Source organism: Psychromonas sp. CD1, assembly GCF_002239585.1.
Classification (GTDB): Bacteria; Pseudomonadota; Gammaproteobacteria; order Enterobacterales; family Psychromonadaceae; genus Psychromonas.
The window spans coordinates 783597-802881 of the sequence record NZ_NDFH01000003.1; the positions used below are offsets into that span (position 1 = coordinate 783597).

Sequence of the window (19285 nt, forward strand, 5' to 3'; positions counted from 1 at the left end):
TCGTGTCAACAACGATTAAATTGCTTGTGGGCCTGGCAAATCCAGGCCCCGAATATAAAAATACCAGACACAATGCAGGACTGAGCTTTCTAAACCAGATAGCCTCTCAACAAAATATTCAACTAAAAGCAGAAGCAAAATTTTATGGCTTAACTGGCCGTATGCAATTTGCAGGTAATGATCTGCGTCTTCTTGTTCCAACCACATTTATGAACCTCAGTGGTAAATCTGTTGCTGCGATGGCAAATTTTTATCGTATCAAGCCCGAAGAGATCCTCGTTGCTCATGATGAACTCGACATTCCTCCTGGCTGTATAAAGTTCAAGCTAGGTGGCAGCCATGGTGGTCATAATGGATTAAGAGATATTATTAGTAAATTGGGTAATAATAAAAATTTTTATCGTCTGCGTATTGGTATCGGTCACCCAGGAGATCGTAACAGAGTCAGTAGTTTTGTACTAAGTAAAGCATCTAGAACGGAGCAAAACTTAATTGACCAAAGTATCGATGAAGCTGCACATTGCCTCCTAATATTAGGGCAAGATGGGTTAGCTAAAGCGATGAATCGCTTACACAGTTTTAAAGCAAATAATTAATAAGGTACATAGTATGGGTTTCAAATGTGGCATCGTAGGCTTACCAAATGTAGGCAAATCAACTCTTTTTAATGCATTAACTAAAGCGGGCATTGAAGCCGCTAACTTTCCTTTTTGTACGATTGAACCTAATACTGGTATCGTACCTGTTCCTGATCCGCGTTTAGATCAATTAGCTGAGATCGTCAAGCCTCAGCGAGTGATACCTACCACCATGGAGTTTGTTGATATCGCAGGTCTTGTTGAAGGCGCCTCAAAAGGTGAAGGATTAGGTAATAAATTTTTAGCAAATATCCGCGAAACAGATGCTATTGGTCATGTTGTTCGCTGTTTTGAAGATGAAAATATTATACATGTCTCAGGAAAAATCGATCCTAGGGATGATATTGAGATTATCAACACTGAGCTCGCACTTGCCGACTTGGAATGTTGTGAACGTAGCCTTTTACGCATTTTCAAAAAAGCAAAAGGTGGCGATAAAGATGCTAAAATGGAACTACCTGTTTTAGAAAAAATTAAAGCTCATCTTGAAAAGGATGGCATGGTTCGAGAACTTGATTTAAATAAAGACGAACTTGCGAGCGTTGCTTATCTTAACTTTTTAACGGGTAAGCCAACGATGTATATTGCGAACGTTGCCGAAGATGGTTTTGAAAATAATCCTTATTTAGATATCGTACGTGAAATTGCAGCTGCTGAAAATGCAGTTGTAGTCCCTGTTTGTGCGGCCATTGAGTCTGAAATATCCGAATTAGAAGAAGAAGATAAAGCAGAGTTTTTAGAAGCAATTGGACAAAAAGAGCCGGGGCTTAACCGTGTTATTTATAGTGGATATCAGCTATTACACTTACAAACTTACTTTACAGCAGGTGTACAAGAAGTACGCGCATGGACAGTAAAAGTAGGAGCCACAGCGCCCCAAGCAGCAGGTGTTATCCACACCGACTTTGAAAGAGGCTTTATTCGTGCTGAAATTATTGGCTTTAATGATTTCATTCAATTTAAAGGCGAATCTGGAGCAAAAGAAGCTGGTAAATGGCGTTTAGAAGGTAAAAAATATATTACCCAAGACGGCGATGTTATTCATTTCCGATTTAATGTTTAAACTCTAAATACAACAATAAAAAAGGCAACTTAGATTGCCTTTTTTATGTTTTATCGCTCAAAATATAAGGCGAATAAACATCGCTTCACTCTTAAAAATATTATTGGGATATCGCCAAGCGGTAAGGCACCGGGTTTTGATCTCGGGATTCAGAGGTTCAAATCCTCTTATCCCAGCCATGCGGAAGTGGCGGAATTGGTAGACGCGCTAGATTTAGGTTCTAGTATCGTAAGATGTGAGAGTTCAAGTCTCTCTTTCCGCACCATTCTTAGTTTAACTAAGAAAAATAAACCAGCGTAATGCTGGTTTTTTTATGCCTGTCATAAAAGTGCCCTCGACAATCCACAGGAACGACTTGCACACTAAGTTCACCTTTTATATTATGTCTTTAAGCGACAACAATAGCCGGATTCTAGATGAGTAGTCTTATAATGTTTCTACGTAAAGAGAGTTTTCTATATGATATTAAATAAAGAATGGCGGATTTTAACTATAGGCGATGGTGATCTTTCTTTTTCGGCTTCTTTACAAAAACACTTTTCTCCTCGTGCTTTGAGCGCAACGGTCTACGACTCATTAGAGACCTTGAGTGAAAAATATAACGATGTGTTTTATCAATATCTACAGCAAGAAAATATTCAAACTTTATTTGATTTTAATGTTTGCCAAGAAACAAGTTGGATAAACTTAGAAAAAAACAGTTTTGATTTGGTTATTTTTCAGTTCCCTTTACTTCCTGCATTTCGAAACTTTGATGAATATAAAACACAAACTAAAAACAGTAATATTAATTTATTAAATCGGCGTTTATTACGTCACTTTCTACTTAATTCTTTTAAATACTTTCTTGATCCTAATGGCCAGCAGTTATGTTTTATTACCTCTAAAGATGTTAAGCCCTATCAGCAATGGAATATTGAAAATGCATTAAATATGCAAACCAATATTCATTATTTAGGATCGATGGCCTTTGACATAAAGAAATTTCCTGGTTATAAAATTCGCAATGTAGATAGAGATAAACATGTCCGTGATACACAAGGCGAAACCTACGTTTGGAGTTTAAGATGCACACATTCAATACAAGAACAATTACATAAACTCCCCTACCATGGCGCAAATAATTGTAGTATCTGTCGTGCTGGTCCTTTCAGTACAATAAAAGATAAACACGTACATCTACAATCAAAGAAACACTTACAAATGATGAGTTTTGAACGTGATTAGCTCACAGAGATAAATACAAATAAAGCATTGTTTTGATTTGTCCGACGTCAATATAATTGGAAGTTTCATCTATATTTTTTAAAATGCAACTCCGATGAAAATCGGACGGGAAAATTTTACCCGCCCCTTATGTTTTTACTTTCCTCTAAATGGGTGATTTGCTATCTCCTTTTTTTGTTCTATGATTATTTTTTATCTCTTCCTCATAAAAACATAAAGATTAAATGACTATCCAAAAAACATTTTATATAATCATTTAATACTTATCGTAGAGATTCAATAAGGAAATGAGCATGCTATCTACATCCAGCCAATCACAAGGATTATTATTATTTAAACTTTCTACCTCACAAAGTTTTGCGATTGGCACCTTAAATCTATTATGCAACGATTCGACTTGGCGTTATCAGTAAGTCGAATCGTTGTCGACATTATTTTTGTAAAAAAGGAATGTAAAAAGAATCAAAATTATTAACGTTTGGAAATATGGATAAAATATTTGATGTCGATAAGCCTAACCATTGACACAACGATGCATTTACTTGATCCGCAGCAATACTTGGAATAATACGACCATTTTTGTAATCATCTTCACTATTTGGTTTTAAATCAGGCCAATTACCATATGCTTGATAGCCATTAAGGCTACCACCTACCACAATTTGATGCCCCCCCCAACCGTGATCTGTCCCCGATGCATTTGCCGGTATACGGCGCCCAAATTCAGACATTGTGATACTTACCACATTTTCATTCAAACCCGAACTTTGCATATCTTGATTAAATTGAACTAAGCCATCGGCTAATTCAGCTAATAAGTCTCCATGTGTTTTTTGCTGGTTTTTATGGGTGTCAAATCCATCCATACCAACAAAAAAAACCTGTCTGGGTTGTTTAAGATCTCCTTGGGCTTTAATCAGCCGACTTACCATGTTAAGTTGTTTTGATAAGTTGGTCTCAGAATATTGACTGTTACTTGGATATTTGTTTAATATCGTTTTCATTTGTTCATTGTCAGTCAAACTATCGACCATTCTCTTTGAATAATTTCTCATGTAAAGATTGTCATATTGACGTTCTGAAAAATGGAAAAAGTATCCATCGATACGCGCTTGGTCATTGAGTGCACTATAATTCCCCGCACCTTCAGTACTTACAATCGTTTGTTGGGAATATTCACTGCGTAATAATCGTTTTTCATTAGATATTGAAATAAGAGGTGATAAATCACTTTTTAAAGAGAATGCATCAAACATTTTACCAACCCAACCATACTGACTGTTTAAATTAGTGGCGCCAGATTGCCACATTTCTTGCTGTGAATTATGTGCCATTAATAATTCAGGCAATTTAACGGCATATTGATTTATCAATGATCTCGATGTGGGGGATAATAATTGTCCTGAATTTATGATTGCAACGGCATTACCATTTTTAAATAGAGGTAACAATGACTTCATATCTTGATGTATACCGATATCGATATTGTTTTCAGTTGTTAATGAGGTTGATAAAATTTGATCTTCTTGTAATCCTAAATTAGGCCGCATTGCTAAATAATCAGAATAAGCTGAAGTTTCCGGCATGGGTACAAACATATTATATGCGTCATTTCCCCCATATAAGAATATACAAACGAGAGCTTTGTGACCGGTTGTTTGATTCTTATTTGATTGTAATGTTGACGCTGCAATACTTAACGGTGAATAGGCAGCAAGACTCGAAATGCATAATAAGCCAGAGCCTTCTAAAAATCGACGACGTGATAATTTCATAATTTACTCCTGGCAGAAAAATTCAGGTGATGTACTTGCAATATATATCGTGCAGAAAAATCGACGCTGATGCATATTTGAAGGTATTTGAGTTTCTAACATATCGATTAAATAATCGTATAATTCAGAGGACATTAATCCGGCGTATAAACGCTCATTAAGTAAGTCTACATAGGCATAAATATCGGTTTTAATTAAATTCATAAACTCTGAACAATCCCAAGCCCATTGTGTTTCTAAGGTATGGTTATAGGCAACAATATTACTCCATATTCTATTTTGAAGGCGACGCATAATATCTGTCGTTAGCAAAGTGAATTCAGGTGCAGTTAACGATAAATCTGCAATTTCTCCTTGAGGAGCATCGCTGGGAGAATAAAAGTTGAATACACTTTTTGCTCTTAATGGGGCTTGACCTAGATTACTGTCGGCCGCTTGTACATTCCACCAACGAGAACCAACCGATTTCATGTTAAGAGCTCTCACTTGATTGGTTATTACTAAAATAGGCTCTTTCAATAAACCAAAATTATGTTTAGATGCATCATTTCCTTTTCCTGCATTATCAGCAAAACCGTTAAAAACATCCTCATCGGTAAGTACCGCTTTTAATGTTGCTTGTAAATCACCACGTATACCTTGGCCATTATTCTTAAAAACTTTAGCGACGTTGGATATATAACGACCACGAGGGTTGCTTGTTACAAAACGTTTAATCAGCAACGTTGCGAACATAATTGGAGTGTTTTGATGTTGGAAAATGACATCAAGAGCTTGAGATAAATCTTGATATGCATTTTGTCTCTCGGGAAAATGTTGACCAAGTATTAATTTACTTTCATTATCGTGAAATTGTTCATTTGGTTGCATAGGCTGATAGTCATCAACTTTGTGCCAACCCGTTAACGCCCGTGCTAATTCTTCTACATCCTCTTGGCTATAAGCTGGTATTTTATTACCTTCGTCATCTAATTCAGGAATGCCATTACCGGCCAGTTTCCATAAACCAATAGAGAAGAGTTGCATCACTTCGCGCGCATAATTCTCATCAGGATTAGTATTTTTACTTGGATCGTATTTCTCACTGCCATTTAGAGTTAGGTAGTTACCCATAGTGGGATTGAGAGTGACTTCTTCGAGTAATTCTCTGTAGTTACCAAAAGAGTGCTTGAGTAAAATGTCATAATAAAAGGTGAGTTCTTCTGAGTAAATGCCCACTGAATATTTAGAGACGACGAATATTTGACTTAAGGCATAAGCCATACGTTGACGTAATTGATCAGGCGCTTGTATTGCTCTTTCCCACCAAACTCCAATGCGAATATTATCATCAATTTGACTGCTAGATAAATCAGCAAACTCTTTAGCTTTGTATAAATGATAAGAAACATCTGCGGAATATTGTTGTGCAAACCAAGCGTTAAATCCGATTTGATGTAACTGATTAACATCCTCTTCTTGGGGTCCAAAGGTGCCTCGATATAAAAATTTGGCGCATTGTTTTAGGTCTTTACTAAAAACATCAATATCAATATCAATCATATTTTTCCTTATTATATAACTGATGTTACGCAGTTGAGACTTGCTCTAGGTGCAAAGCCTCAAAAGCTGCTTTTTGTGCTCTGATATAAAGTTTCATTTTCAAACCGAATGTCGTTAGCCCTTTTTTTATACTCAAACACTCTAACTTTACCGTGGCTAGCAATGACATGAAAATATGGTTGCTTTGCGTCTTTATTGTTTTGGCTGGCGATTTTGCTAATGCAGTATTGGATTTTATGTTTTTATGGAAAACCTCAACTTTCCACCGTTTTTGATAGATCGTTTCTATGGCGTCTTTATCTAGCTCAACATCATTACTAATCAAATATAATATCCCTTCACTGCCATCTTTGTTTTTAAAGATTTGTCGGTGTAAAACAACGGGAATATCCATTCCTTTTACCCAACCGCAGATTGGAGTGCCTGACCAATCTAATGAATCAATGCGTTGAAAACGCCCTTGTAATTTATCTTCTTTGTTAAGTGCTATTAAGCGGTTGCTTTTTAACGCTAATAGAAAATACTTTTTCATTTTATCATGGATAAATTTCATATTACCGATGGATGAAAACCAACTGTCAGCCAATACATAGCGCCATTTTAACTTATTTTGTTTACATGCTTTGAGGATCTCAATCAAATCATCATTCTTAGTCGTTTCACTTTTTCTTTTTATTTTCCTCGTGGAAATGTCAGAGTATTGAATCGGTTTCGTTATTAGTTTAAAGGCAACTGGGAGGCTTGCTCCATTAGAATGATAAATACAATTCAGTAAATTAATACCTTTCACAGAACGACCAACAGTATGATCAAAGTGCCAGTTAATAAGCTCATTTTCGCTGGAATAAGGCTTTTCTTGAACAGTATCATCAAAGATTAATACACCTTCATTAGATTCTATTTCGCGGACTTCTTTTTTTACATTTTGCCACAAATCGGCTGAGCTAAACTGCTTGTGTGAAAGAAAGCGAGTAATTTGATCGTGGCTAATTTCTCCATCTAAAAGGTTAGATAGGCCTGTTGCCGTTGTGTAACTAAATGAGGTGACAAGATAATCAATGTACAGCTCAAATATTTGTTTGTTTTTATTCATCGCTTCATTTTAGCTGTTTTCAAAATGAAAGGTTAGTCTTACTGCGTAACATCAGTTAATCATATTAAGGATAGGTAATTATGAAAAGAGAAGAGATCGAAGCATTCGCTCTTAAAGCCGCAAAAGGCTTAAAGACTCAACAAGACCTGCTAGATTTTACGCAAGTGCTGACTAAAATCACTATAGAAGCGGCTCTAAATGCAGAATTAAAAACAACAAAATCTACAGTAAATAACACCAATAATGAAAGTTTTTTTGATATGAGTAAACTTGTTTTTGAAGGTATTAATATCACTAATACGGTGATAGAAATACAGGATTTAGCAAATAAAAGTTATAATCATATTCGTATCCAAAAAATGCATTTAAGCCAATTTGAATTTTCTAAAGACAGTGATTTTACTCTTATCAGCGAAGTACTGTTTAATAATATTAAAATCAATATTACACTTACCAGTAAAATTAATATTAGTCAGGATATGACGCGTATCAGCCTTAAAGATTTAATTTTAAACAGCCAATTTAGTGGTCCAGATATTCCCAATGGAAAACTAACCTCGACCCTAAAAACAAATGCGATTTATCAAATCAAAAGCAAAAAATTAACCTTAAATCCATTTCAAATAATGCTGGATAAAATAAAATTGAAAGGTCAAGTATCTGTACAAAATGGTGCCCTAACAAAAGTACGATATACACTATTTGGCAATCAATGGGATCTTAACCCTTATCTATCTAAAAAAAGCACAATAACGCCAGCTACAAAAAACAAAAATAAAATACAAAACACCAATAACCGAAATACAAGCGCACCTGAAATAGAGCCAAATCTCAGCTTTTTAACGCACTTAGATGTACAAGGAGATTTAACCATTGCAGGCATTTTATATGAAAATATTAAGATAGGTGAGATCACTACTAAGTTGTTTATTAAAAAGGGAAAAGCAAGCCTAAACCCACTCAATATAAAATTATATAAAGGTCAATTGAATGCAAAGGCAAGTATTGACGATGCAAAAGGTAAAAATATATACCAAATAAATACACAATTAAAAGGCGTACAACTACGCCCATTACTGATTGATGTTGCCGAAATTGATTTTATAAGTGGTCAAACCGCTTTTACTTTTAACGGAACAGGAATAGGCTTAACAGCAGCTAGCATTAAACAAGGCCTAACCGGTCAAGGAAATTTTTCTTTGCTTGATGGTGAGATTTATGGCGTTAATATTCATCAAGATATACGTCGTTTAAAGGCCAAATTGAAAGGTAAAAAACCACCAACCGAAAAAGATATTAAAAAAACAGACTTTGCCTCATTAAATGGTGATTTCACTTTAGGTAATGGCATCATTAATAATCAGAAATTATTAATGTTATCACCGATTCTACGCTTAGATGGTACAGGTTTAATTAATATTATTAATAATACTTTAGATTATCAACTTAGCATTGCCCCCCTTTCTCAACGGGGCACAGAAACAGAACAATTTGATCTTAAAGGCGTGGTTATTCCCATGCATATTAAAGGCTCTTTAACCGACCCTAAATTTTCTTTAGATATGCAAGGCGCATTAAAAGCACAATTAAAAGAAAAAGTGAATGCCGAGAAAAAACGTTTGCAACGTAAATTAGAAAATAAACTTAAAGGTCGTCTCGATGATAAATCAAAACAATTTCTTAAGAAAGAAGGCAAAGAAATAGAAAACTTATTAAAAGGTTTATTTGGCTAAAGCCATCAAATTTTAACTAAAATACATAAAAGGACATTAAATGCAAAATATTCAATGTCCTTTTACATATAAAAACACCTAAAAAAACGACCCTTTAGGCTTTATTTAAGATGAGGTGTGTTGGTCTGTACATGCATATTTTGAGCACGATGACGTAATAGATGATCGAGTAACGTTATCGCCATTTGCGCTTCGGCAATTGGGACGGCTCGAATTCCGACACAAGGATCATGACGGCCTTTAGTTATCATAGTGGTCGCCTTACCTTCTTTAGTGATCGTGCGCCCAGGAATGGTTAGACTTGAGGTTGGTTTTAAAGCAATAGATGCAATAATATCTTGACCCGTTGAAATCCCACCGAGAATACCACCAGCATGATTTGATAAAAAACCTTGCGGGCTCATTTCATCGCGATGTTCCGTACCTTTTTGCTTTATCACCGCAAAACCGTCTCCAAACTCAACCCCTTTAACTGCATTAATGCTCATTAAAGAATGAGCTAACTCAGCATCTAATCTATCAAAAACAGGTTCACCTAAGCCAACGGGAACATTTGATGCAATAACCGTTACTTTGGCTCCCACGGAGTTACCTTCTTTTATCAACGATTGCATATAGGTTTCAAGCGTGGCTATTTTACTGGGATCAGGAAAAAAGAAAGGATTTTTATCAACTTCACTCCAATCTAAAGTTTGTGCCTTAATTTCACCTAATTGAGCTAAATAACCTCTAATTTTAATCCCGTATTGAGTTTGTAAATATTTTTTTGCAATAGCTCCTGCGGCCACCCGCATTGCAGTTTCTCGGGCAGAGGCTCGCCCACCACCACGATGATCTCGATGACCATATTTTTGATAATAGGTATAATCCGCATGCCCAGGGCGAAATACATCTTTAATTGCTGAGTAGTCTTGTGAGCGTTGATCTGTATTTACAATCATAAGTCCAATGCTACAGCCCGTCGTTTTACCCTCAAAAACACCCGATAAAATCTGTACTTGATCTCTTTCTTGGCGCATTGTGGTATAACGAGATTGTCCGGGACGACGCCTATCTAAATCATGTTGTAAATCTGCTTCACAAATCTCTAAACCCGGAGGTATACCATCAACGATGCAGCCTAAAGCAACACCATGACTTTCACCAAAAGTGCTCACTTTAAAGAGTTGACCAATACTACTTCCTGCCATAATTTCACCCTATTATCTGCTCTGGCTTATGTTAAAAAAATAATAACATTCAACGATAAAGATCATTTTTAATTATATTTCACCCTATTATCTGCTCTGGCTTATGTTAAAAAAATAATAACATTCAACGATAAAGATCATTTTTAATTATTTTAACTTTTCTAATTGTGCTTTTGTTAACATAAATATCCCGTGTCCACCTGATTTTAAAGGGACCCACTCAAATTCAACATTAGGATAAGCTTTAGTTAAATGAATCTGAGAATTACCGACTTCAACAAACAATAAGCCATTGTCATTTAACATATCACCGGCTTGCGCGAGCATTTTACGCACAAGATCTAAACCATCAATCCCAGATGCTAAACCTAACTCAGGCTCATGTTTAAACTCAGCAGGTAAGTTTTGCATATCTTCATTATCAACATAAGGAGGATTAGCAACAATTAAGTCATATTTCTCATTTTCTATACCCGAAAAAAGATCAGACAGCATGGGGATAACTTGTTGCTCTACACCATGCCCTTGGATATTAATCTCTGCCACGTCTAAAGCATCCTCAGAAATGTCCACTGCATCCACATAAGCATCAGGAAAGGCATAAGCACAAGCAATTGCAATACAAGCACTTCCCGTACAAAGATCTAGAATTCGCTCTGGAGATTTCGTTAACCAAGGTTTAAATGCATTTTGAATTAGCTCTGCAAAAGGAGAACGGGGTACTAATGTACGTTCGTCCACATAAAACTCAAGCCCCGCAAACCACGCACTATTTGTCAAATATGCAACAGGGATCCGCAATTCAATACGCTTGATGACTAATGCAACTAATCTTTCTCGTTCTCGACGCGTGAGGCGCGCATTATTAAAATCAATAGAACTAAATAAGGGTAATTTTAATGATGCAAAAATCAAACTACGTGCATCATCTAAGGCATTATCTTGACCATGACCATAAAAAAGTCCAGCTTGTTCTAATTGTGTACATGTCCAACGTAATAAATCTTGAATAGTAAGCAGTTCATCTACTGCTTCATCACAAAAAATCGATTCCAATTTATTCTCCAATCGAGGTAAAATAAGCACTTAAAAATAGAGAGTTAAAAACCATGACCAAACATAAAAATAATGATAATGATTTTTCGCTATTTAGGGCTGAATTTTCAGGTATTAAAAAGTTAATACAGGATAACATACTATTAAACACGAAAAACACGAAGAAAAAGCAGTTCAAACAAGAAGTAGTGATAGCTGATTTAGAAACTGAACATTTTTCAGATGCTTTTGAACCGCATTTACCTGAACAAGGTCCGGTACGTTATTGTCGCGAAGATACGGGAAAATACCTTCTAAAACAACTTCGTAGAGGAGACTTTCCTCCAGAAATAATTTTAGACTTACATGGACTAACCCAAGTTGAAGCAAAGCGAGAGTTAGGGGCATTAATCGCGTGTTGTAAAAAAGAAGGTCTATATTGTTGTAGTGTTTTACATGGAATCGGCACTTATGTTCTTAAAAAACAAGTGCCTCTCTGGCTTGCACAACATCCCGATATCTTAGCTTTCCATCAGGCCCCTCTTGAATTTGGTGGGCATGGCGCTTTACTCGTAATTATTGAACTTGAAGACTGGCAAATGAAGCGTGAATTTTAAAAAAGATGCGCTAAAATAAAAAACATCAACACGCTCGACATTTAAGATAAGTGACTAACGGCCGTCATACTTACTAATTGCCCTGAACCTTGCTCATTCAACTCAATATGTGCAATGCTTGATGTTGAAAAAGCACAAACAGCTGACTGTGGTGCTAATTCAGAGACGAGATAACCGACCAAAGGTAAATGAGAAATCAATAATACAGTTTTTATTCCCTGAGCCTGTAAAGAAAATATCTCAGTGAGTGTTTTATGTACGCTACCCGATGGCGTTAACATTTTTACTGTTTGTTGATGCGCTACCTTAGGGAAGTAATCACATACACTGCGCCACGTTTGTTGTGCTCGTAGATAAGGACTAAGCATAAGCGCATCAAAAACAACATTTTTGCTACGCATATATTGTGCCATTCTTGCGCTCTGCTCGATGCCAATTGATGTTAATGCTCTCTGCGCGTCCGAACTTGCCATCATTTGGGCCTGTCCATGACGCATAATATAAATATGCATAAAGTTTCATCTCAATATCTTAATTAAAAAAATAGCATAACATATAAAATCGCCCGATCAGATGTTGATGTATTCGCATCGATAAAACAGCAGATTATGAAGGCTCATCTTTAGTCGGTACATTTCCTGTAAAATGAAGAATGATTGCAGCACCAAAAAATACAGCTACAAACCCTCCTAAAAATATCACCGGCATCGCGGCATAACCTAAAATATGCCAAAAAATTGATTCTAAATTACTCATAGCAGCCTCAACATTACGTTACAATATTGTTAATAGTACGTAACTTTTACGAAACTATCATGTTTAAAATCATAAAAGATACAATTTAATTTAATATAAAAGGAACTTTTTTTTAAATTAAATGACTGTTATTATAACTAAATCATTCTGCTATGAGTATTTACATGGAAAATCAACAAGTTCAAGCATTACGCAACTACCTAAATAAAATGATTTTAGGACAAAGTGAATTAGTAGATGGATTACTTATCGCTTTACTTGCTGATGGGCATATTATCGTAGAGAGTCCTCCTGGCCTTGCCAAGACACGTGCCATTAACGCTCTTGCTAAAGGTATTGAAGGCGACTTCCATCGCATTCAATTTACCCCTGATTTACTACCTTCTGATTTAACGGGCACAGATATTTTCCGCCAGGAAACGGGCGAATTTATTTTTGAAAAAGGCCCTCTTTTTCATAACCTTATTTTAGCCGATGAAATAAACCGCGCCCCAGCCAAAGTACAATCGGCGCTATTAGAAGCAATGGCCGAACATCAAATAACCGTAGGAAAAACAACGTATCAACTACCTGAACTTTTTTTAGTGATGGCGACTCAAAATCCACTAGAGCAAGAAGGTACTTATCCCTTACCCGAAGCACAGTTGGACCGCTTTATTATGCATTTAGAGTTAGATTATCCTGATGCAAAAACTGAAAAACAAATTTTAGCTCTTAATCATAAAGAAATTTTAAAAGAAGAAATAGCACAGGTCACACCACTCACTAACCAACAAATATTTAATATGCGTCGCGAAGTGATGAATGTTGAAATTGCACCACATTTAGAAGAATACCTAATAAATTTAATCATGGCGACTCGTCAGCCAAAGAGCTATTCCGAGAAGTTAGGCAATTGGATTAATTACGGGGCTAGCCCTCGAGCAACATTAGCCTTAATGCGTACGGCAAAAGCACGGGCTTGGTTAGATCAGCGCTCTCATGTTATTCCCGATGATATCATTCAAAATCTTTATCCTGTCTTACGCCATCGCTTAATTTTAACTTATGAAGCAGAGGCTCAGGGTATTAATGCGAATCAGGTGATCCAAGAAATTTTACAACAAGTTGCGATCCCAGCTTAATGACGACCCCGCATAAAATAGCTATATTTAATAATACGCCTTATATCAATGGTATTGATATTTGTCTCAGTGAGTTGCTTAGCTATCAACAACAAGCAAAACGCGCGCTTAAACTTAAAAATAACGTATCAAAACAGATGCGCGTCGGTAATTATTTATCCAAAATAAAGGGCCGAGGCATGGAGTTTGCCGAAGTGCGTCATTATCAAGCAGGCGATGATATTCGTAATATTGATTGGGCAGTCACCGCGCGTACTGGCAAAGCACACACTAAACTTTTTCAAGAAGAGAAAGAGAGATCTGTTTTTATTCTTTTAGATCTCTCTGATAGTATGATTTTTGGCAGTCAATTTGTCTTTAAATCCGTACAAGCTTGTCATTTGAGTGCACTATTGAGTTGGCAAGCGAAGCAACGAGGCGATCGTATTGGGGGGTTAATCTTTAATCAAGAATACGCATCCGAGCTAAAACCAACAGGACGCCATCTTGGCTTAATGCGTTTTTTACATCAAAGTGAAATACTATGCCAAAAAGACGCGTTTAAAACACACTCAACAAAACAATCTTTATTTATACAACTCAAACGCCTTACCCGCCTTGTACAAACTGGAAGCCAAGTTCATTTAATCAGTGATTTCTCTCAACTTGATGACGCTTGCATAAAATTGATAAGTCAAATAAAACGACATAATCAGGTTGATGCTTGGCATATTAGCGATCCTTTAGAGGCGCAATTACCCGCTAATTTAAGCCATAAAAAAATACAAATTAATAGTTTATATGGCAGTACTTTTTTTGACAAAAAAAACTCTCGTAAAAATTATAAAAAACAAGCATTACAACGTCACGAAAAAATAGTTAATACTCTTATGCAGCATGGTATCGCGTACTATTCATTATGCGCATCTTTACCTTTAATGGAGCAATTTCATGCCCACCCTAACCAACGCTGACCCGCTTGCCAATTTAGCCGATATTATCAATCCTAGCAAGCCCAACATCTGGCCACCAGCGCCTATTTACTGGGTAATATTAATCGTTGTATTATTACTCTTTTTTCTCTTTTTTTTGTATTTAAAAAAACATAAAAAAAATCGAGAATATGATAATGCAATGCGTCAACAGTTACAAAAAATGATACGTCAAGAAACTAATTTTATTCAATTAAATCAATTTTTAAAAAGTATTGCACTGCATTATTTCCCGCGCCATCAGGTGGCCTCTTTGCACGGTAAATCTTGGTTTGATTTTTTAACTATGTATAGTCAGAAGAATCTCTTCGGGGGACAACAACTCTTTTTACAACGCCTTTATCAAAACACACATAGATGTTGCACCGCAGAAGATTTTAACGATGCCAAAACTTGGGTTGCGGGACTAAAAAAAGAGATAAAAAAAAGGACTAAAAATGTTTGAATTTACACATCTATGGCTGTTTTTTATCCTCCCGCTTCCTTTACTCGCGCGTTATTTTTTAAAAGAAACCGTTAATCAACATACTGAAATCTGGATCCCTTTAGCTTTTAGCCGTAAACAATCATTATCGCCTAAAAAACAAAACACATTGAGCGCTATTCTACTATTATTGGCTTGGACTTTAGTGGTCGTTGCACTTGCCAAACCTGTTTGGTATGGCGAGCCCATTCAAATTCAACAGAAAAGCCGCGATATGATTTTATCTTTAGATCTTTCTGGCAGTATGAATGAAGTCGATATGCGTTTAGAGGGTGAAAGTGTAACCCGGTTAAACCTAGTAAAAGCATTGCTTAAAACGTTTGTTGCGACTCGTCAAGGCGATCGCTTAGGATTGATTTTATTTGCAGATCATGCTTATTTACAAACACCTCTAACCTTTGACTTAAAAACTATTGAACAACGCATTGAAGAGAGCCAAATTGGTCTCGTTGGTATTCGCACTGCCATTGGAGAGTCTATCGGGATTGCTATCAAACGCTTTGTTAAGAACAAAAACAAACAACGCGTATTAATTTTACTCACCGATGGTACGAATACAGCAGGCTCTATAAAACCATTACAAGCAGCTCAACAAGCTGCCAAAAACCATATCACTATTTACACTATTGGTATTGGTGCTGACAGCATGCTAAAGCAAAGCTTTTTTGGCGTTCAACGTATTAACCCTTCTGCAGATTTAGATGAAAAAACATTAAATGAAATTGCAAAATTAACCGGTGGAAAATATTTCCGAGCCAAAGATCAGAAACAGCTACAAGAGATTTATAACATTATTAATAAACTAGAGCCTATTGATAGTGAAAAGTTAATATTTAGACCATCACAAGATGTTTTTTACTACCCGCTTGCCGGGGCTTTATTATTGCTAATTTTATATGCCCTTTATATTCAACTGCAAGGCTATCGTTATGCTCGCTGAAAACTTCCTTTTTTTACGCCCTGAATGGTTATTGGCTTTATTTGTGATTGCTGGCATCGCTTTATTAAGAGCTCGACGCCAACACAAAAATAAAAAACAGCCTTTAATTGCCAAACATTTAAGCCAAAATTTGGTACACTATGGTACGCAAAATAAAGCTAGGTATTACTTCTTATACCTCTTGTCCATATTTACCGTTATCGCATTATCAGGCCCGAGTTGGCAAAAAACCAATACACCTATTTATAATATTACAAAAGCTCAAGTGCTTGTTATGGATATGTCTTATTCTATGTATGCCACCGATATTAAACCTAATCGTTTAAGTCAAGCAAGGTACAAAGCCATAGATTTAATCAAAGCATGGAGTGAAGGGGATAAAGCATTAATCGCCTACGCCGGTGAAGCTTTTACCCTTTCCCCTCTCACTAGCGATGGCAATGCCATTTTAAACCACATTCCTAATTTGAAACCTGAGATCATGCCAGTTATGGGGTCGCATGCTGATGCTGCATTAAAAAAAGCAATCTCATTACTTAAAAATGCAGGCTATACAAACGGACATATTGTATTTATTACCGATGATATTAGTCCAACCGAAGCTGATAAAATGCTAATCCGTTTAGAGGGAACCCCTTGGATTGTTTCTGTTTTAGCTATCGCGACAGAGCAAGGTGCACCGATATCCTTAAACAATGGTAAATTACTTAAAGATGAACAAGGTAACATCGTTGTCGCCACACTACAAAAAGCGCCTTTACTCAAGATAACCAACGCAACACATGGCTTATATCTCGCGTTCCAAAAAAACAATCAAGATGTAATACAACTATCTTCCTATTTTAAACAACAAAGCGCAGAAAAAAACAATACTCAGCCAGCTCAACATACTAGCGCTATCGATTCTGGTTATTGGTTTGTATTTATCATTGCCGTACTTTTTTTGGGACTCTTTCGCAAAGGATTTTTTTATCTACTCTTTTTTTGTGTGACCTTACCGCTAAGTAGTTTTAATGTTGAAGCCTCTTTGTGGAAAAATACACAACAAAATGCCTATCAAGCTTATCAAAATAAAGATTATACCTCTGCGACAGAGCTTTATGATAAAGCATTTAATAAAGGTGCCGCTTTATATAAAAACAAAAAATACAAAGAAGCCCTCAGTGCCTTTACGCAAGCACTACAAAAAGCGCCTAAAAATGCAAACATCTTTTATAACCAAGCAAATAGCTATGCTAAATTAGGTCAATTAGATAAAGCAATTCAAGCTTATCAACACGCGTTAACATTACAAAAAAACTTTAAAAAAGCGCGTGCAAATAAAGAATTAGTAGAGCAATTAAATAAACAAAACAAACAAAAACAAAAACAAAAACAAAGCGATAATAATTCCAAAGACAATAAAAAATCAGATAAAAAACAGAAAAAACAAAGCGGTACCGATTCGAAAAACAACAACAAATCAGATAAAAAACAGCAACAAAATAAGCAACAAAGCCAAAAACAAAATAGCACGTCTAAAAAACATAAACGTTCCGATTCAAAACAACAAGAAAATAAAAATAATGAATCGAAAAATAAGACAGAAACACCTCAAAAACAAGCCACAAAAGAATCTAAAAAAAGCACAAACAAAAATAAAAATACGAATAAAGAGAAACAAAATAAAATGCTAAAACAGGTTAAAAACAAACCAGAAGCTAATTTGAAAAATACAATCGCATTAAAGAAACCTGAAACAAAAAGTAATAAAGAATATCAAGCATTACCAAATTGGCTTAAAAACATGCCTGATGACCCCTCTTTATTACTGCAAAACAAAATGCGTATCGAATATCAAAAACGCGCATTAAGTCAGCCTGTACCATCACAAAATAATGGGATCATCTGGTAATGAAAATAATAACAACGTTACTCATCAGTTTATTTATGTCTTTTGGTTTAGTACAAATGGCCAGCGCAGAAATAACTATTCAAGCATTTGTTTCGGATACGAATATCGTATTAGGTCAGCAAATTATTTTAAATGTGAGTATCAATGATATTGACGCGAAATATCAACTTGATAGCGAACCATTAAATAATAACTTCCAAGTTTTTCTACCTTCTCAATCTCGCCAAAACCAAAATATTAATGGTAAAATCAGCAAGAAAACGACTTGGCGCATCCCTTTAAAAGCAAAAAAAACAGGGCAACTACTGATCCCATCTTTAAGCGTTGGCCCTTTAAAAACGAAACCCATTCAAATACAGGTAAAAACTTATTCAGCGACAACATCTAATATTAGCAAAGTTGTCTTTATGCAGAATAAATTAGATAAAGACAGCGTTTATATAGGTCAAACCTTTACATTGACCAGTATGATTTTTATATCTAAAGACACTGACAATCTAGAACTTAGCCCTCCCTTTGCCGATAATGCTTCGATTGAACTGCAACAAGAAGATAAAAATGGCATCGTTATTCGCAATGGAATACGCTATCAAACTATCACCCGACAATATAAAATAACGCCAAACAAGGCGGGTAAAATAAGCATTATACCTCCCTTTTTAAGTGGTTCGTTACGTAACATCATCCAAATAAATCAATGGCAAAACAAAATAATTTCTGAACCAATAAACATTCAGGGTAAAGCCCTTAAAATAACGGTTAAAGCAATCCCTAAAAACTTTAAAACCGAATGGATAATTAGTGAGGATCTGCGTTTGATTGAACATACTGATTTAACAAAACAAAGTTATCATGTTGGAGATCCTATTACACGTACAGTAACACTGGAAATAGCATCTGTGGATAAAGATAAATTACCCACTATCAATTTTAATTATCCTGATGCGTTACGAAATTATCCTGATAAAGATATTTTTTCACAACAAATAACAAATGGCCTAACTTACGCTACACGTACTTTTAAACATGTTATTATCGCCGATAAAACAGGCCCGTTAATTTTGCCAGAAATCAAAATCACTTGGTGGAATAGCCAAACCGATCAACAACAAATAACGACACTACCCACTCAAACGTTAACTATTTTAGCGGAAGAAAGAACATATAGACAATAAAAAAGCAAGCTACCGCTTGCTTTTTTTA

18 protein-coding genes and 2 tRNA genes are annotated in these 19285 nt (G+C 35.8%); 13 read left to right on the top strand and 7 right to left on the bottom strand.

The genetic code is table 11. The annotated features are described in order from the left end of the window. Positions 1-2: 2 nt before the first annotated feature. The 5 genes from pth (at position 3) to B8W84_RS05085 (ending at position 2928) form a co-directional block, all read left to right on the top strand. Positions 3-596, top strand: a complete 594-nt coding sequence (pth, locus tag B8W84_RS05065) for an aminoacyl-tRNA hydrolase (protein WP_094752201.1) — start codon at positions 3-5, stop codon at positions 594-596. A 13-nt stretch (positions 597-609) separates the two neighbouring features. After that, positions 610-1701, top strand: coding sequence for a redox-regulated ATPase YchF (gene ychF / locus B8W84_RS05070; protein ID WP_094752202.1), 1092 nt, complete (start codon positions 610-612; stop codon positions 1699-1701). A 104-nt stretch (positions 1702-1805) separates the two neighbouring features. Further along, positions 1806-1880, top strand: a tRNA-Gln gene (locus B8W84_RS05075). Between the two features lies 1 nt (position 1881). Beyond that, positions 1882-1966: transfer RNA gene (locus B8W84_RS05080), tRNA-Leu, on the top strand. Positions 1967-2160: 194 nt separating this feature from the next. After that, the gene (locus B8W84_RS05085) at positions 2161-2928 is read left to right on the top strand and encodes a class I SAM-dependent methyltransferase (protein ID WP_094752203.1); all 768 of its coding nucleotides are present in this window, start codon (positions 2161-2163) and stop codon (positions 2926-2928) included. Positions 2929-3359: 431 nt separating this feature from the next. Here B8W84_RS05085 and B8W84_RS05090 read toward each other — a convergent pair whose 3' ends face one another. The 3 genes from B8W84_RS05090 to B8W84_RS05100 are packed head-to-tail and all read right to left on the bottom strand — an operon-like array spanning position 3360 to position 7338. Beyond that, positions 3360-4703, bottom strand: coding sequence for a DUF1501 domain-containing protein (locus B8W84_RS05090; protein WP_094752204.1), 1344 nt, complete (start codon positions 4701-4703; stop codon positions 3360-3362). Between the two features lie 3 nt (positions 4704-4706). Next, positions 4707-6245: a DUF1800 domain-containing protein gene (locus B8W84_RS05095; protein WP_094752205.1), complete on the bottom strand. Its 1539-nt coding sequence runs from the start codon at positions 6243-6245 to the stop codon at positions 4707-4709. Positions 6246-6270: 25 nt separating this feature from the next. Next, positions 6271-7338: an IS701 family transposase gene (locus tag B8W84_RS05100; RefSeq protein ID WP_094752206.1), complete on the bottom strand. Its 1068-nt coding sequence runs from the start codon at positions 7336-7338 to the stop codon at positions 6271-6273. Positions 7339-7418: 80 nt separating this feature from the next. On the opposite strand from B8W84_RS05100, the gene B8W84_RS05105 reads away from it, so the two are divergent. Further along, on the top strand, positions 7419-9071 hold the full coding sequence (locus tag B8W84_RS05105; RefSeq protein ID WP_094752207.1) for an AsmA family protein: 1653 nt from the start codon (positions 7419-7421) through the stop codon (positions 9069-9071). A gap of 101 nt (positions 9072-9172) precedes the next feature. Here the strand turns inward: B8W84_RS05105 and aroC are convergent, their stop codons facing one another. Continuing rightward, a complete protein-coding gene (gene aroC / locus B8W84_RS05110; protein ID WP_094752208.1) occupies positions 9173-10261 on the bottom strand; it encodes a chorismate synthase in 1089 nt (362 codons plus the stop codon). Between the two features lie 147 nt (positions 10262-10408). Then, positions 10409-11317, bottom strand: coding sequence for a 50S ribosomal protein L3 N(5)-glutamine methyltransferase (prmB, locus tag B8W84_RS05115; RefSeq protein WP_094752209.1), 909 nt, complete (start codon positions 11315-11317; stop codon positions 10409-10411). Positions 11318-11370: 53 nt separating this feature from the next. Here prmB and smrB point away from each other — a divergent pair, with 53 nt between their 5' ends. Beyond that, the gene (gene smrB, locus B8W84_RS05120) at positions 11371-11913 is read left to right on the top strand and encodes an endonuclease SmrB (protein WP_094752210.1); all 543 of its coding nucleotides are present in this window, start codon (positions 11371-11373) and stop codon (positions 11911-11913) included. Positions 11914-11954: 41 nt separating this feature from the next. Here smrB and sixA read toward each other — a convergent pair whose 3' ends face one another. Further along, the gene (gene sixA, locus B8W84_RS05125) at positions 11955-12425 is read right to left on the bottom strand and encodes a phosphohistidine phosphatase SixA (protein WP_094752211.1); all 471 of its coding nucleotides are present in this window, start codon (positions 12423-12425) and stop codon (positions 11955-11957) included. Positions 12426-12519: 94 nt separating this feature from the next. Then, complete coding sequence (locus tag B8W84_RS05130) at positions 12520-12669, bottom strand: TIGR02808 family protein (RefSeq protein ID WP_094752212.1); 150 nt, start codon at positions 12667-12669, stop codon at positions 12520-12522. 164 nt (positions 12670-12833) lie between these two features. Here B8W84_RS05130 and B8W84_RS05135 point away from each other — a divergent pair, with 164 nt between their 5' ends. From B8W84_RS05135 to B8W84_RS05160, 6 genes are read left to right on the top strand one after another with little or no spacing between them, the layout of a single operon-like run. Further along, the gene (locus B8W84_RS05135) at positions 12834-13793 is read left to right on the top strand and encodes an AAA family ATPase (protein ID WP_094752213.1); all 960 of its coding nucleotides are present in this window, start codon (positions 12834-12836) and stop codon (positions 13791-13793) included. After that, entirely contained in the window at positions 13793-14746 is a 954-nt protein-coding gene (locus B8W84_RS05140) for a DUF58 domain-containing protein (RefSeq protein ID WP_094752214.1), read from the top strand. Before B8W84_RS05135 ends, B8W84_RS05140 begins: the two co-directional genes overlap by 1 nt. Further along, positions 14724-15209, top strand: a complete 486-nt coding sequence (locus B8W84_RS05145) for a DUF4381 domain-containing protein (RefSeq protein ID WP_094752215.1) — start codon at positions 14724-14726, stop codon at positions 15207-15209. Before B8W84_RS05140 ends, B8W84_RS05145 begins: the two co-directional genes overlap by 23 nt. Continuing rightward, complete coding sequence (locus B8W84_RS05150) at positions 15202-16188, top strand: VWA domain-containing protein (RefSeq protein ID WP_094752216.1); 987 nt, start codon at positions 15202-15204, stop codon at positions 16186-16188. Before B8W84_RS05145 ends, B8W84_RS05150 begins: the two co-directional genes overlap by 8 nt. Then, entirely contained in the window at positions 16178-18082 is a 1905-nt protein-coding gene (locus B8W84_RS05155) for a VWA domain-containing protein (RefSeq protein WP_180706030.1), read from the top strand. The genes B8W84_RS05150 and B8W84_RS05155 overlap by 11 nt, the downstream gene beginning before the upstream one ends. Then, positions 18082-19257 (top strand): BatD family protein, encoded by a 1176-nt coding sequence (locus B8W84_RS05160; RefSeq protein WP_094752218.1) that lies wholly within the window; start codon positions 18082-18084, stop codon positions 19255-19257. The genes B8W84_RS05155 and B8W84_RS05160 overlap by 1 nt, the downstream gene beginning before the upstream one ends. The last annotated feature ends 28 nt before the right edge of the window (positions 19258-19285 follow it).

Coding starts and splice junctions, on each gene's coding strand:
- ychF (WP_094752202.1), top strand. CDS start 610: ATGGGTTTCAAATGTGGCATCGTAGGCTTACCAAATGTAGGCAAATCA.
- B8W84_RS05085 (WP_094752203.1), top strand. CDS start 2,161: ATGATATTAAATAAAGAATGGCGGATTTTAACTATAGGCGATGGTGAT.
- B8W84_RS05090 (WP_094752204.1), bottom strand. CDS start 4,703: ATGAAATTATCACGTCGTCGATTTTTAGAAGGCTCTGGCTTATTATGC.
- B8W84_RS05095 (WP_094752205.1), bottom strand. CDS start 6,245: ATGATTGATATTGATATTGATGTTTTTAGTAAAGACCTAAAACAATGC.
- B8W84_RS05100 (WP_094752206.1), bottom strand. CDS start 7,338: ATGAATAAAAACAAACAAATATTTGAGCTGTACATTGATTATCTTGTC.
- B8W84_RS05105 (WP_094752207.1), top strand. CDS start 7,419: ATGAAAAGAGAAGAGATCGAAGCATTCGCTCTTAAAGCCGCAAAAGGC.
- aroC (WP_094752208.1), bottom strand. CDS start 10,261: ATGGCAGGAAGTAGTATTGGTCAACTCTTTAAAGTGAGCACTTTTGGT.
- smrB (WP_094752210.1), top strand. CDS start 11,371: ATGACCAAACATAAAAATAATGATAATGATTTTTCGCTATTTAGGGCT.
- sixA (WP_094752211.1), bottom strand. CDS start 12,425: ATGCATATTTATATTATGCGTCATGGACAGGCCCAAATGATGGCAAGT.
- B8W84_RS05130 (WP_094752212.1), bottom strand. CDS start 12,669: ATGAGTAATTTAGAATCAATTTTTTGGCATATTTTAGGTTATGCCGCG.
- B8W84_RS05135 (WP_094752213.1), top strand. CDS start 12,834: ATGGAAAATCAACAAGTTCAAGCATTACGCAACTACCTAAATAAAATG.
- B8W84_RS05140 (WP_094752214.1), top strand. CDS start 13,793: ATGACGACCCCGCATAAAATAGCTATATTTAATAATACGCCTTATATC.
- B8W84_RS05145 (WP_094752215.1), top strand. CDS start 14,724: ATGCCCACCCTAACCAACGCTGACCCGCTTGCCAATTTAGCCGATATT.
- B8W84_RS05150 (WP_094752216.1), top strand. CDS start 15,202: ATGTTTGAATTTACACATCTATGGCTGTTTTTTATCCTCCCGCTTCCT.
- B8W84_RS05155 (WP_180706030.1), top strand. CDS start 16,178: ATGCTCGCTGAAAACTTCCTTTTTTTACGCCCTGAATGGTTATTGGCT.
- B8W84_RS05160 (WP_094752218.1), top strand. CDS start 18,082: ATGAAAATAATAACAACGTTACTCATCAGTTTATTTATGTCTTTTGGT.